The sequence below is a fragment of the Hymenobacter lapidarius genome, assembly GCF_001816145.1.
In the GTDB taxonomy this organism is placed as follows: domain Bacteria; phylum Bacteroidota; class Bacteroidia; order Cytophagales; family Hymenobacteraceae; genus Hymenobacter; species Hymenobacter lapidarius.
Window position 1 is genome coordinate 52509 of sequence record NZ_MDZB01000022.1, and the last position, 13812, is coordinate 66320.

Consider the following 13812-nt stretch of genomic DNA (forward strand, 5'->3'; position numbering starts at 1 on the left):
CCGCTAGCTATTAGCTGTTAGCTTGATGAGTAATGAACAAAAAAACCAATGGCTATGAGTTGAAAGCTGACGGCTGGAAATAGGCGTTGGTATCAACTGTCGCTTTCATCTCGGTGGCCTGCTTGAGAGCCCGCACGATGGCACGCTTAGCCAGCTCAATTTTGAACGTGTTTTCCCCGTAGCCTTTGGCGTTTTCGAGCACCTTGGCCGCCACGCGGCGGAAGGTGTCGGCGGTGGCGGGCTGCCCCACGAGCAGGGCCTCGGCCGCCTTATCGCGCCAGGCCTTGTGGGCCACGCCGCCCAGCGCCAGGCGGGCATCCTTAATGGTGTTGCCGTCCAGCTCCAGCGCCGCCGCCACGCTCACCAGCGCGAAGGCGTAGCTGGTGCGGTCGCGCAGCTTCAGGTAGCTGAAGTGCTGGGCGAAGCCTTTGGCGGGCAGGTCAAGGCCGGTGATGAGCTCGCCCGGCTCCAGGGTGTTATCGCGCTCGGGGTGGTCGCCGGGCAGGCGGTGGAAATCCTCGAATTTGATGGTACGCTCGCCGTTGGGGCCGCTCACGCGCACGGTGGTGTCGAGGGCGGCCAGGGCCACGCACATGTCACTCGGGTGAGTGGCGATGCAGGAGTCGCTGGTGCCCAGAATGCCGCACACGCGGTTGTAGCCGCCAATGGCCGAGCAGCCCGTGCCCGGCTCGCGCTTGTTGCAGGGCGTGGCCAGGTCGTAGAAATAGTAGCAGCGGGTGCGCTGCATGAGGTTGCCGCCGTCGGTGGCCATGTTACGCAGCTGCGGGCTGGCCCCGGCCAGAATGGCCTGGTTCAGCAGCGGGTAGCGGCTGATTACTTCGGGATGATAGGCGGTGTCGGCATTGGTGGCGAGGGCCCCGAGGCGCAGGCCGCCATCGGGCGTATTCTCAATGGTGTCGAGGCCCAGCTTTTTGAGGCCGATGAGGTGCGTGGGGCGGGCCACGTTTTCCTTCATCAAATCGACCAGGTTGGTGCCCCCGCCGATGTAGGCGGCCCCTTCGTGGCTGGCTTTTTCGCGCACGGCCGCATCCACGGCGGCAGCTTGTGTAAAAGTGAAACTGTTCATAGTGGCTGGAAAATAGAAGGGCGGGAAGGTTATTTTTTGGGCGGTGCTACCGGTGGCATCTGCTGGTGCGCCGCGCCCGCCGACCATTCTTTTTCCGGCATCACAATCTTGCCCTCCGCCCCCGGTTTCTGACCTTCAATTACTTCCATTACGGCGCTCAGAATGTTGCTGTAAGCGCCGCAGCGGCAGAGGTTGCCGCTCATCAGCTCGCGCACTTCGGCTTCGGTGCGGGCCTTGCCTTCATTGATAAGGCCCTGGGCCGAGCAAATCTGGCCCGGCGTGCAGTAGCCGCACTGGAAGGCGTCGTGGTCGATGAACGCCTGCTGGAGCGGACTCAGGCTTTCCTCGGTGCCCAGGCCTTCGATGGTTTGAATCTCGCTGCCTTCCTGCATCACGGCCAGGCTCAGACAGCTGTTAATGTGCTTGCCATCAACTAGTACCGTGCAGGCCCCGCACTGGCCGTGGTCGCAGCCCTTTTTGGTGCCGGTCAGGTCCAGGTATTCGCGCAGGGCGTCGAGCAGGGTGGTCCAGGGGGCAATGTGCAGGGTGCGGTCCTGGCCGTTGATGTGCAGCGTAACGGGCTGCGTGGGGACCAGAGTGGCAGGGGACATTCCCAGCGGCGCTTGGGTAACGTGGGTCATGGGTACGGGAGGAAGGAGTGAATGTGCCGAAGCGCGGTGGTGGCGCACAACCGTGGAGGCGCGCAGAGCTCGTAAGCTCTTTTTCTATACGTGCCCAAACCGGCTTGGCGTTGCCTTGCACTCCATTCGTCGGTGAGAAGTTGCCAGTCCATCGGGCCGTTGGTCAGGCGCGCGAGCATGGCAGCCACTGGGGAGGATGCATATTTGCGTTGAATGTAAGCGCCGCAATTCAACGTGAAGCTGCTAGCATTCAGCGTGTACAATGGAGTGTTGAGCTAAAAAAAGTTTCTGCCCAGGGCGCTTGGGAATAAATTCGAATTCAGAAAATACTCAGCCATTCCAGGGCTACTTATTCTTAGGGTTTCTGCCTTATGCATACCGCTATTCAACGGCACTTCCGCTACTACCTGGCGGCTTTCCTTTCAATTTTGCTGGCGGTAGGGGTTCGATTGCAGACCGCGCCGCTGGGCAGCAATGCAGGTGCTGCCCATAATGCACCGCCCAGCGCAGCGCCTGTTGTTCAGCCCGGTAGCGTAGTCGCCGCCGTTGCATCGCGCTAAACCAGCGGGTTGCTCCCCGCATTGCTGCCGCTTGGCTGGCCCCTCTCGTAGCGCGGTCTATTGGGGAGGGCCGGCGCCTTTTTCGAGCCGCTCGCATTACCTTCCGGCGCCATGAAAATTCTTTTAGTCGAAGACGAACCTTCCGTTGCGGCGTTTCTCCACCAGGGCCTCACCGAGCAGGACTACACTGTGGACCTGGCCGCCGATGGCCTGCTGGGCCTGCGCCGCGCCCAATCTACCCAGTACGACTGCCTGATTCTGGACCAAATGCTGCCCGGCCTGAGCGGCCTGGAAGTGTGCCGCCAGGTGCGGGCCCACGACCCGGGCGTGCCCATCCTGATGCTCACGGCCCTGGGCGAAACCGATGACAAAATCCGCGGCCTCGACGCCGGAGCCGACGACTACCTCGTCAAGCCTTTCGCCTTCGAGGAGCTGCTGGCCCGGCTGCGGGCCCTGGTGCGGCGCCGCACCGAAGCGCCCGCGCCCAAAGCCATTCTGCACCTCGCCGACCTGACCCTGGACCCCGCCGCCAAGCGTGTGGAGCGGGCGGGCCAGCTGGTGCAGCTCACGGCGCGGGAATTTTCGCTGCTCGAGTACCTATTGCGCAATCAGGGGCGCGTGGCGTCCCGGGCCGATTTGCTGGAGCACGTCTGGGACTTGAGCTTCGATACGGGTTCCAATGTTATAGATGTATACATCAATTTTTTGCGCAAGAAAATTGATAAAGGCTTCGAGCCCAAGCTCATTCACACGCTGGTGGGCATGGGCTACGTGATGAAAACCGAAGCCTAGCTGGCGCAAGTTGCGGAGCGCCTGACGGTGGCGGCGGGGCATGTTATCCATTGAGGGGAGAGGGCTGTTGCACTGGCTCCTTCCCGCCTGACTAGTTTCACGATGTCCATTCGCCTCCGCCTTGCCCTGCAGTTCGGGTTTATACTTGCGGTTACGCTGCTGTTGTTCGCCCTGGCCATTTACGTGGCCACAATGCAGTCGCGCCGCTCCCTGTTTACCCAAACGCTGTTTAAGCGGACGCTGGTGGTGGGCCACGCCTACGCCGACGGTCAGGACACCGGGGCCACCGCCGACCAGCAGGCCTCGTACCGGCGCTACCTGCGGCAACTCTACCGCACCCTGCCCGACGAGGAAGGCCGCGTGTACGATGCCCGCAATCGGCTGGTGTTCCGGGAAGGGCAGGGCTCGGCCAAGGCCGTGCCGCTCGCGTGGCTGGAAGAGGTGCGCCGTTCGGGCAAAGCCGTGCTGGAGACCGAAACCAATTACCACGAAACCGTGGGCCTGCTCTACCAAGACGCCCGCCTGGGGCCGCTGGTAGTAGTGGCCTCTTCGGTAGACGAAGACAGCCGCCAGCAACTAGCCCAGCTGCGGGAGCTGCTGGCCATTGGCTTGCTTGCTGCACTGGTGGTGATGGCCATTGGGAATTGGATTTTTGCCGGACAGGCGCTGAGCCCACTCCGCCGCATGGTGCACGAGGTAGACGGCATTACGGCCACGGACCTGAGCCAGCGCCTCACCCAGGCCGAAGGCTCCAACGACGAAATCGGTCGGCTGGCGCAGCGCTTCAACCGCCTACTCGACCGCCTCGAAACCAGCTTTGTGGGCCAGCGCACTTTCGTGCGCGATGCCTCGCACGAGCTGCGCACGCCGCTCACGGCCCTCATCGGCGAGTTGGAAGTGTCTCTGCTGCAGGCCGAGCGCCCGCCCACCGAGTACCGCCGCGTGCTGCAAAGCACCCTGGACTCGGCCCGGCAGCTCAACAACCTCACCAACGGGCTGCTGCAAATAGCGCGGGCTTCCGACGACCCTTCGCAGGTGCCCATGGCCCCGGTGCGCCTGGATGAGCTGCTGCTGCAGGCCCACGAGCAAATCCTGCGGCGCCATTCTACCTGCCGCGTCGACTTGGATTTTGGCGAAGTAGACGACGCGACGGCCTTTGCCGTGCGGGGCAACGAAGCCCTTATCTTGTCGGCGATGCTCAACGTGCTGGACAATGCCTGCAAGTTTTCGGCCTGCAACAATGGGACCGTCACGGCCACGCTGGCTCTCGTCGGGCCGCGCATCACCCTGCTGGTCTCAGACGAGGGGCCGGGCCTGAGCCAGGAAGATTTGCAGCACGTGTTCGTGCCGTTTTTCCGGGCTGCTTCGGTACGCATGGTGCCCGGCCACGGCATTGGCCTGCCCCTCACTGCCCGGATAATGGCGCTGCACGGAGGAACGGTGCGCGTGGAAAGCGAAGTAGGACGCGGGGCCCAAGTACGGCTGGAATGGCCTAAAAAGCCAGTTATTTAACCACCTCAGGGTTTTAATTTCCTTTTAATTCACCTTTAATTCGGTATTAATAGGGCGCTCGTACTTTTGAACGCTGAATTGAACAATTCCGACTTGTTGGAACTTCATTCGTACGCAAGACTATCTACTAAGCCATATGCCAGAGATTACTTCATCACCCTCGCGCACGGGGGCTCCTATCAAGGCCGCTTTCCCATCGCCTTTGCCGCCGAGTAAGTCGGTATTTGCAACCATTGGGCAGGATGCGCCGGCGGGCCTTGTTGTTTTTCTGGTTGCGCTGCCTTTGTGCCTGGGTATTTCCCTGGCATCGGGTGCGCCGCTGCTTTCGGGCGTGGTGGCGGGCATCGTGGGCGGGGTGCTGGTGAGCTGGCTGAGCGGCTCGGCCGTGAGCGTGAGCGGTCCGGCGGCGGGCCTCACCACCATTGTGCTCTCGGGCATCGCCACCCTGGGGTCGTTTCCGGCCATGCTGGCCGCCACGGCGGTTGCCGGGGTTATGCAAATTATCATGGGGCTGGGCCGGGCCGGCATCATTGCGTTGTACTTCCCGGCGGCCGTCATTCGGGGCATGCTAGCCGCTATCGGTATCATATTGATAATGAAGCAGATTCCCCATTTTATGGGTGCTGACTCTGATTTTTTTGAGGACCTGAATTTCTCTCAGGTTGATGGTTTGAATACTTTCTCGGCCATTGGCGCCGCTTTCAGGGGCCTGAGCCCGGGCTCGGTGTTGGTGGGCACCGTGTCGCTTGTGCTCATGTTGATGTGGGACACCAAAGCCATTCGTCGGCAGCCTTGGGCGCGCTTGGTGCCGGGGGCACTGGTGGCCGTGCTCGTGGCCGTCGGCATCAATCAACTCCTGGGGGCAGTGGCTCCTGAAATCCAGGTGCGTCCCGAGCATTTGGTCACGTTGCCCGTCATTTCTTCGATGCAGCAACTGGTGGGGGCGATGACGTTTCCCGACTTTGGCGCGTTGCGCAATCCCGCAACCTATGGCGTGGCCCTGACCATTGCCATTGTGGCCTCGCTCGAAACGTTGCTGAGCGTGGAGGCGGTGGACAACCTCGACCCGCAGAAACGCCACACGCCCACCAACCGCGAGCTGCTGGCGCAAGGCACGGGCAATCTGGTGAGCGGCTTGCTGGGGGGGCTTCCCATTACCGCCGTTATCGTGCGCTCGTCGGCCAATATCAGCGCGGGCGGTCAAACCCGTATGTCGGCCTTTATCCACGGGCTGCTGCTGCTCATCAGCTTGGTTTTCCTGGGCTCGGTACTAAACATGATTCCCCTGTCGGCCTTGGCCGCGGTGCTGCTGTTGGTGGGCTACAAGCTCACCAGGCCGGCCTTGTACATCTCGCAATGGCGCTTAGGGCGCGAGCAGTTCATTCCCTTCATCATCACCATTGTGGCGGTGCTGTTCACAGATTTGCTCAAAGGAGTGACCATTGGTTTGGTGTTGGGTTTCTTCTTCATTCTGCGCGACAACTCCAAAGCCGGCTCGTACCTGCGCAACGAGCCCACCCCAGAAGACGAGCCCGGCTTGCTGCATCTCCGGTTGCCCGAGCACGTCTCGTTTCTCAACAAAGCCAGCATCGTCACCACCCTTGAGCAGCTCCCCAGTGGCAGCCGCGTCATTCTAGACGGTACCCGTTCCGATGTCATCGACCACGACGTACTGGAAGCCATCGAATCTTTCCGCCGGGCTGCCCCTGCGCGTAACATCGACCTGGAGCTGCGCGGCATTCGCTCGGTGGCAGTGGCGGGGCACTAACCGGCCCGCCGGCCTCCCCGCAAATTCCGCGCTTTAAAAATTCTTTTACCCGGTCTAGCTTCCTTAGAGGAGGCCCCACCTACCAACATTACTTCAGTTTATATGTCCGGCATCCAAGAAATCCTCGAAAATAACCGCGAATGGGTCGCGAGCAAGAACGCGAATGACCCGGAGTTTTTCCAGCGCATGACCAAGGGTCAAACCCCGCGCTATCTGTTCATTGGCTGCGCCGATTCGCGGGTGCCCGCATCGGGCATAACCGGCACGGGGCCTGGCGAAATGTTTGTGCATCGCAACATCGCCAACTTGGTGGTGCATACCGACATGAACATGCTGTCGGTGCTGCAGTACGCCGTGGAGGTGCTGGGCGTGAAGGACATTATGGTGGTGGGCCACTACGGCTGCGGCGGTGTGGCCGCCGCCGCCGCCAACAAACAGTACGGTCTGATTGACAACTGGCTGGTGAATATCCGCGACGTGGTGCGGCTGCACGACGAGGAAATAATGGGCATTAAAGACAAGGGGCAGCGCGCCCGCCGCCTGGTGGAGCTGAACGTAATTGAGCAGGTGCGCAACTTGGCCAAGACCAACATCATCCAGAACGCCATGCGTACCGACGACCCGCCCCGCCTGCACGGCCTCGTTTATGACATTGCCGATGGCGTGCTAAAGGACCTGCAGGTGGGCAGCGAAGACGTGATGCGCGACATGGAGCACATTTACGCCACCAAAGTACACGAAGTGGAAGCAACGGACGAAGTGCCCGCCTCGCCTACTGCCGAAGAAGATTCCAGCACGTACGAAGGCCCCAAGCACGACCCGGCCATGCAGCCCATCGCCAAATAAACACCCTGCTATCGAAACAAACTTGGTAAAAAAGAAGGCCTTCAGCAAATAGCGGAAGGCCTTCTTTTTTGGACAGCCGTGGCGGTGGGGTGCGGCGTGCTCCCTAACGCCTACGCGCTACTTCGCGCCCTGAATCTCAGCGACGGCTTTCTCCACCGTTTGCTGCGTTTCGGCGGCGTTGGGGCTGCCGGCTTTCGGCATCAGGCTTTGCAGCAGGCCAATTACGGGCTTGTCGGCGCCGTAGCTCTTGTACTTCACGGCCAGTGTTTTCAGGCGGGTTACGCCCTCGTTAAAGGCTGTGGCATCATTGAGGCGGCCGAGCATGGTCGCCATCGGCTCCATCAGGTTGAACTGGCCCTGGGGGCGGGCCGCGTCAAACTTATCGCGCACATACGCCCATTGTTCCAGGGAGCCGTACTTGGCGTATACTTCCGTCACGGCCTGGGCCAGAGTGCCGTTGCTGTCGGTTTCATACGTTTTGGCGCGGGCCAATGCCTGCGCGGGTTGTAGCGTTGCAAGCGCCACCAGGGCTGCGCCCTGCACACTATAAGACTGGCTGCTGAGCTGCTGGGCGAAGAATTTTTCGTTCTTCTTATCCTTCAGTTTGGCTACCGCTATCAGCAGTTCGGGCAGCACCAGCGGGTCTTTCTCGGCCGCGAGGCGCTTGCTCAAGGTGGGCGTTGCGGCTTTGGCCACGGCGGCATCGTCCAGCTTCAGGGCCTCCAGCGCCGCAACGCGCACGCCGTAGAACTTGTCGTTGAGGGCTGCTGCCAGCACGCCACGAGCGGCGGCGTTGGTGGTTTGCTCCTTGGCGGCAGCGGCCAGCGCCTCAATCCGGTCCACGAACAAGGGCGCTTTGTTGTACTGAAACGCATACTCACCGAAGGGCTTGTTGTCGGTTTTCTGCCACAGGGTTTTCTTGTTGGCGTCCACGTTCACCAGCTCGGGCTTGGCCGAAAGGGGCATGCTGAAGGTCTGGGTGGTCTCCGTCATCTCCACTTGCTGGCGCTGCTTCCTGCCGTTCACGTAGTAGTCGATGGCGAAGGGCAGGCGGAACGGCTGGCCTGGCTGGGTTTGCTTCACGGTCACGGACTGCACTTTTTTGGTCGCGTCCCAGGCGTAGTCGATGGTCACCACCGGATGGCCCGGCGCGAAGTACCACTGGTTATAGAACCAGTTCAGGTCCTGGCCCGACACGGCTTCGAAGGCCAGGCGCATCTGGTGGGCTTCGCCGTTGCCGAATTTGTTGTCCTGGAGGTATTTCTGCAGGCCGGCAAAGAACACGTCGTCGCCGAGGTAGGTGCGCAGCATATCCACGATGGCGCCGCCTTTCTGGTAGCTCACCAGGTCAAACACGTCTTCCTGGCTGTCGTAGTGGAAGCGCACCAGGTTTTTAGTGGCGTCGCGCGGGCTGCTGAGGTAGCGGCGCAGGTAGCGGTAGTAGTGCGCGTCGGCGGCGTCGCGGCCGTACTTGTGCTCGGCGTAGAGGCCTTCCGAGAAGTCGGCCATCGACTCGTTCACGGTGATGTTCGACCAGGATTCGGCCGTCACGTAGTCGCCGAACCACTGGTGAAACAGCTCGTGGGCAATCACGGATTCGTTCTGGTACTCGCGGTCCAGCAGCTCGCGGTCGGTCATCTGCACCTGCTCGCCGTGCAGGGTGGCGGTGGTGTTTTCCATGGCGCCGCTCACGTAATCGCGGGCCACAATCTGGGCGTACTTATTCCAGGGGTACTCCACGCCGAGGCGGTTGGAGTAGAACTCCAGCATGTCGGTGGTGTTGCCAAAAATCTGCTTGGCGAAGGGCGCGTACTTGGGCTCCATGTAGTAGCTCACTTCCTTGCCGCGCCAGGTGTCCTTGGTGATGCGGAAGTCGCCCACGGCCATCATAAACAGGTAGGGCGCGTGGGGCAGGTCCATTTTCCAGGTGTCGGTGCGCAGGCCGGGGCCGGCGGGCTTCTGGCTCACCAAGGCGCCGTTGCTCAGCGTGACGTACTTGCTGGGCACGGTCATGCTGATTTCCTGGGTGGTTTTCTGGTTGGGGCGGTCGATGGTGGGGAACCAGGCCGACGAGGCTTCGGTCTCGCCCTGCGTCCAGATTTGCACGGGCTTGCCGGCCACGGCGCTGTCGGGGTTGATAAAGTACAGGCCTTTGGCGTCGGTGATGGCGGCGCTGCCCTGCACCTTCAACTCATCGGGCTTCGAAATGTAGTCGATGTACACGACGTATTGCTCGCCGGGCTTGAAGGTTTTGCCCAGGTTGATGCGCAGGTTGGCGCCATCGGTGTAGGTGTACTTCAGGGGCGTTTGCTGGTCGCCGTTCATCAAGGCCACGGCCTTGATGTCCATGCCCTTGGCGTCGAGCCGCAGCGTGTCGGTAGGGTAGCCGTGGGGCTTGAGCGTAATCCAGGTTTTGCCGTAGAGGTAGCGCTTAGCGTAGTCAAAACGCACGTCGAGTTTGGTGTGCACCAGGTCGTTGATTTTGGTGGCGGAGGCGCGGTAGGGCGATTCCGCCATCGCGGCAGGAGCGGCCGGAGCCTGAGCCAGGGCCGGCGTGGTGGCCACCAGGCCCATCAGGCCCAGCGCAAAAAGATGCTTCATGAAAACGGTTTGGATAAGAATGATTTGCGCAAAGGGCACCGCTATTGCTTCCGCGTTGCCCATTCGCCTGCTAAAGTAGGGACAGAGACAGTAGCGCGGGGCGGGGCTTCGCCTTGCCGCGCCAGTGGGGTAAAGTTGTTTGGGTGCCGTTCGGAGTCGCGAAGCACTACTTTGCGCTGCTGTTCGTGCCGTAAGTTTGTGGTCTCATTCAACCACGCCTGATGCTTTCTTCACGCCTTACCGCGCTCAGTTTCCTTCTCGTTCCTTCCCTCACCACGTTGGCCCAGGCACCGGCCGACAGCAGTCGCGCCCTGCGCGAAGTCACGGTATACGCCTCACGTCTGAGCCAGCCGCTGAACCAGACCGGGCGCGCCGTGACCGTTATTTCCGGGGCCAGCATTGCGCGCTATCCCGTCAATTCCATCGATGATTTGCTGCGCTGCCTGCCGGCCCTGGAAGTGCAGAGCCGCGGCCCTTTCGGGGCGCAGGCCGATGTGAGCCTGCGCGGCAGCACCTTCAACCAGGTGCTTTTTCTGCTGGATGGCATGCGGCTCAACGACCCGCTTTCGGGCCACTTTGGCGCGTACCTGCCCATTACGCCCGCCGAAATCGAGCAGATTGAAATCATTCGCGGGGCCGGTGCCGCCCTCTACGGCCCCGATGCCGTGGGCGGCGTCATCAACATCGTCACCAAAACCTTCGCCGCCACCGAGCGTCGCGACGAGGCCGAGCTGACGAGCACCACCATGCGCGGCGAATGGAACCTGTGGCACACCAATACCGGCGGCTTTCTGGCCAAAAACAAGCTGCGCGTGGGCGGCGGCATTTTGCTGAATACCACCGACGGCCAGCTGCGCGCCGCCCCCAGCAAGCTGCGCAGCGACGCCAACCTGAAAACGTATTCCCTCTCCGCCGCCTACGAGCTGGCGCCCAAGCTGAGCGTGGCCGCCCGCGCCAGCCTGGACCGCCGCGACTACAACGCCCAGTATTTCTACACCACCAACCCTGCCGACCAGGCCCGCGAAACCACCAACCGCGACTGGTACCAGGGACAGGTGCGCTACCAGCACAACGAGCGCGCCCGCACCGAGGCCCAGTTTTCGACCAGCCGCAGCACCGACTACTACGTGTTCACGCCCACGTCCGTCGCCAGCGACCACCTCATGCACTACACCAACCTGCTGCTCAGCCACCAGCAGCAGGTTGGAGACAAGGTGCGCGCCACCCTGGGCACCCAGGCCGACCGCCGCGCCGTGCGCAGCAACGACCGGGGCAACCACGCCCAATGGCATTACGCCGCCTTTGGCGTAGTGGCGGTGACGCCCACGCCCGGCCTGGCCCTCACCGGTGGCCTACGCCTCGACCACGACCAGGCCTACGGCACCGAACTGGTGCCGCAGCTGAACGTGAGCCAGCAAATAGGGGAGGTGCTGACCGTGCGCGGCGCCATCGGCCGGGCCATTCGGGCGCCCGATTTTACTGAGCGCTACACGTCCAACGGCCGCGCCGGCATCGTTCCGAACGGTTTCAACGTTGGCAATCCGGAATTGCAGGCCGAACGCACGCTCAACTACGAGGCGGGCGTGGACTACCGACCCTTGCCCGGCCTCACGGCCAAAGCCACGTATTTCCTGCGGAAGGGCAACAATCAAATCGACTACGTGCCCGTGTCCGGCGCGCAGGTAATTGAGGCCACGGGCCTGGCCAACCTGAACGCCGCCCGCACCTACCGCTTTGCCCAAAACCTGTTTGACGTGACGACCCAGGGGATGGAAACCGAGTTGACTGCCGCGCATCAGCTCACGTCCTCCACCCGTTTCGATGGCAGCGTGGGCTACACCTACGTGAAGGTGACCAATGCCGAAAACATCGCCTCGCAGTATCTGGCCAACATTGCCCGCCAGGTAATTTCGGGCACGGTTGGCCTGAGCACCAAGCGCGTGAACGGTAGTGTGAGTGGCTTGTGGAAGCAGCGCAATGCCTCGGCCGTGGCCGCTATTGGCCGCGCCCAGGCCGCCGAGTACATGGTTTTTAATGCCCGCCTGGAAGTGGCCTTGCTGCCGCAACGCCTGTGGCTCACTGGTCAGGTACAGAACCTGTTCAACGAGCAGTATTCCGACCTGCTGGGTGCCCAAATGCCCAACCGGTGGCTGATGGGCGGCGTGCGGCTGGCGCTACGAAAATAGCCGGCATAGCGCGTTGAATCGTTGGGGTTTGTGCGGCCTGTGTAGGAACGCGCCTTGGCGCGTTCAATCGTTGAACAGCGCAATAGGTGCAGCCGCCGAACGCGCCAAGCGCGTTCCTACATTGTTCAATCGTTGCGGTGCGATTTCTGCAAAAAGGCCCCGACTTTGAACAAGTCGGGGCCTTCGTTGTATATTTGCCGTATCAATTCTTTATCCCAAAGGATTGTTTTTATACAGAGGCGCTGAGAGACAGGCTCAACGACGCGCCGGCAACCATCCGCAACCGCGGGCAAGGTGCCAATTCCTGACCATATAAAAACAAGTTGCCGTGGACGCTGCCAACACCTTCCCCAATCACACCGCTGGTTTTAATGCCACCCCCGCCCTTATGCGCCGGGCTGGTATGGGCTGTTGTTGCTGTTGTTGTCCGGCTTAGCTTTTCCCGATTGATTTTCGTGGGTAGGTAGGCGGAAGCGGGAGCTGAGTGCTTCCGCACGCCTGCATATTGTGGCTGCTTCGAGCGGCTGTATCACTCTTTTCTGGGTTGTTATCGGCTTGGCGCCTTGGTGCTGAGGCGGTTTCGTGCGAAAGCCGACTCGCCATCATTTGCCCGCACTGCTGGGCATTGGGACAAGCGTCGGCCACCACATAACCCTTGAGAGACAGGTCTCCAACGAATATCACGGGCTTAGTACGATTCTAATCCGGAAGCCTTGTCGCCGTGCGCCTCGCATTGGCCGAAGGACTTTCGCCCCTGTTCCAAACCCAATTAATTTCCCTGATTATGTCGCTGACGATGAAGCCTATTGGCATCTATTTCGAGCACCCTGAATGGTTCAAGCCGCTCTTTGCTGAGTTGGAACGCCGCGGGCTGCCCTACGAGAAAATTGACGCCGCCCACCACCTTTTTAACCCCGCCGAGAAGGAGAGCCGCTACAGCTTGGTGGTGAACCGCATGAGCTCCTCCGCCTATCTGCGCGGACACGGCCAAGGCATTTTCCACACGGCGGGTTTTGCCACTCACCTGGAGCGCATCGGCACGCGCATTATCAACGGTTCGGCGGCCACGGCCATCGAAACCAATAAGGCCCGGCAGCTCTCGCTGTTTGAGTCGCTGGGGCTAAAATACCCGAAGTCGTTTGTGATAAACCACGCTTCCCGGGCGGTGGATGCGGCCCGCGCGCTGCGTTTCCCCATTGTGGTGAAGGTGAACATCGGCGGCAGCGGGGCGGGCATCATCCGTTTCGATACCCTGGAGGGCCTGCAAGCCGCGGTGGACAACGACCAGATTGACCTCGGCATCGACCAGACGGCGCTGGTGCAGGAATACGTGACGCCCCGTGGCGGCAACATTCACCGCGTTGAAATGCTGGACGGCAAGTTTCTCTACGCCATGAAGGTCTTCACTACCGGCGAGAGCTTTAACTTATGCCCCGCCGAAATCTGCCAGATTCCGGAGGAGCAATCGGCAGAATTTTGTCTGACCGAAGCGCCGAAAAAGGGCATTCAGGTGGAGGCCTTTACGCCGCCAGCGGAGGTGATTGCCGCCGTGGAGCGCATCGTAGCGGCTGCTAAAATTGACGTGGGCGGCATCGAATACCTCATCGACGACCGCACCGGCGACGTGCTGTTCTACGACATCAATGCGCTTTCCAACTTCGTAGCCGATGCCGTGAACGTGGTAGGCTTTGACCCTTACGCGCGCTTCGTGGACTATCTGGAAACGCAGGTTTCGGCCGTTGCGGTGGGGGCCGGAAAAGACGAATTAGCCACAGCGTAGTTCAAAAAACAATAACGGAACGTCATGCTGAGCGTAGCC

At 61.2% G+C, this 13812-nt stretch carries 10 protein-coding genes and 1 riboswitch; of the genes, 7 read left to right on the forward strand and 3 right to left on the reverse strand.

All coding sequences use genetic code 11. The features are described from left to right. Positions 1-52 precede the first annotated feature (52 nt). Positions 53-1087: an FAD binding domain-containing protein gene (locus BEN47_RS00900; RefSeq protein ID WP_070724320.1), complete on the reverse strand. Its 1035-nt coding sequence runs from the start codon at positions 1085-1087 to the stop codon at positions 53-55. A 29-nt stretch (positions 1088-1116) separates the two neighbouring features. Beyond that, positions 1117-1728 (reverse strand): (2Fe-2S)-binding protein, encoded by a 612-nt coding sequence (locus BEN47_RS00905; RefSeq protein WP_083321970.1) that lies wholly within the window; start codon positions 1726-1728, stop codon positions 1117-1119. A 371-nt stretch (positions 1729-2099) separates the two neighbouring features. Between BEN47_RS00905 and BEN47_RS21230 the strand changes: the two genes are divergently transcribed. The 5 genes from BEN47_RS21230 to BEN47_RS00925 all read left to right on the forward strand — a co-directional run bounded on the left by BEN47_RS21230 (position 2100) and on the right by BEN47_RS00925 (position 7206). After that, on the forward strand, positions 2100-2288 hold the full coding sequence (locus BEN47_RS21230; protein WP_125921435.1) for a hypothetical protein: 189 nt from the start codon (positions 2100-2102) through the stop codon (positions 2286-2288). Between the two features lie 111 nt (positions 2289-2399). Further along, positions 2400-3080: a response regulator transcription factor gene (locus BEN47_RS00910; RefSeq protein WP_070724321.1), complete on the forward strand. Its 681-nt coding sequence runs from the start codon at positions 2400-2402 to the stop codon at positions 3078-3080. 102 nt (positions 3081-3182) lie between these two features. Beyond that, complete coding sequence (locus BEN47_RS00915) at positions 3183-4592, forward strand: sensor histidine kinase (protein WP_070724322.1); 1410 nt, start codon at positions 3183-3185, stop codon at positions 4590-4592. A 136-nt stretch (positions 4593-4728) separates the two neighbouring features. After that, the gene (locus BEN47_RS00920; RefSeq protein WP_083321971.1) at positions 4729-6360 is read left to right on the forward strand and encodes a SulP family inorganic anion transporter; all 1632 of its coding nucleotides are present in this window, start codon (positions 4729-4731) and stop codon (positions 6358-6360) included. Between the two features lie 102 nt (positions 6361-6462). Continuing rightward, positions 6463-7206, forward strand: coding sequence for a carbonic anhydrase (locus BEN47_RS00925; protein WP_239691455.1), 744 nt, complete (start codon positions 6463-6465; stop codon positions 7204-7206). A 117-nt stretch (positions 7207-7323) separates the two neighbouring features. On the opposite strand, the gene BEN47_RS00930 is transcribed toward BEN47_RS00925, so the two are convergent. Further along, positions 7324-9807 carry a M1 family aminopeptidase gene (locus tag BEN47_RS00930; protein ID WP_070724361.1) on the reverse strand — a complete coding sequence of 828 codons (2484 nt, stop codon included), beginning with the start codon at positions 9805-9807 and terminating at the stop codon, positions 7324-7326. Between the two features lie 221 nt (positions 9808-10028). Between BEN47_RS00930 and BEN47_RS00935 the strand changes: the two genes are divergently transcribed. Both BEN47_RS00935 and BEN47_RS00940 read left to right on the forward strand, forming a co-directional pair. Further along, a complete protein-coding gene (locus BEN47_RS00935) occupies positions 10029-11993 on the forward strand; it encodes a TonB-dependent receptor plug domain-containing protein (RefSeq protein ID WP_083321972.1) in 1965 nt (654 codons plus the stop codon). A gap of 226 nt (positions 11994-12219) precedes the next feature. After that, positions 12220-12312, forward strand: a riboswitch (SAM riboswitch). A 402-nt stretch (positions 12313-12714) separates the two neighbouring features. Further along, positions 12715-13773: an ATP-grasp domain-containing protein gene (locus BEN47_RS00940; RefSeq protein WP_239691456.1), complete on the forward strand. Its 1059-nt coding sequence runs from the start codon at positions 12715-12717 to the stop codon at positions 13771-13773. Positions 13774-13812: the final 39 nt, after the last annotated feature.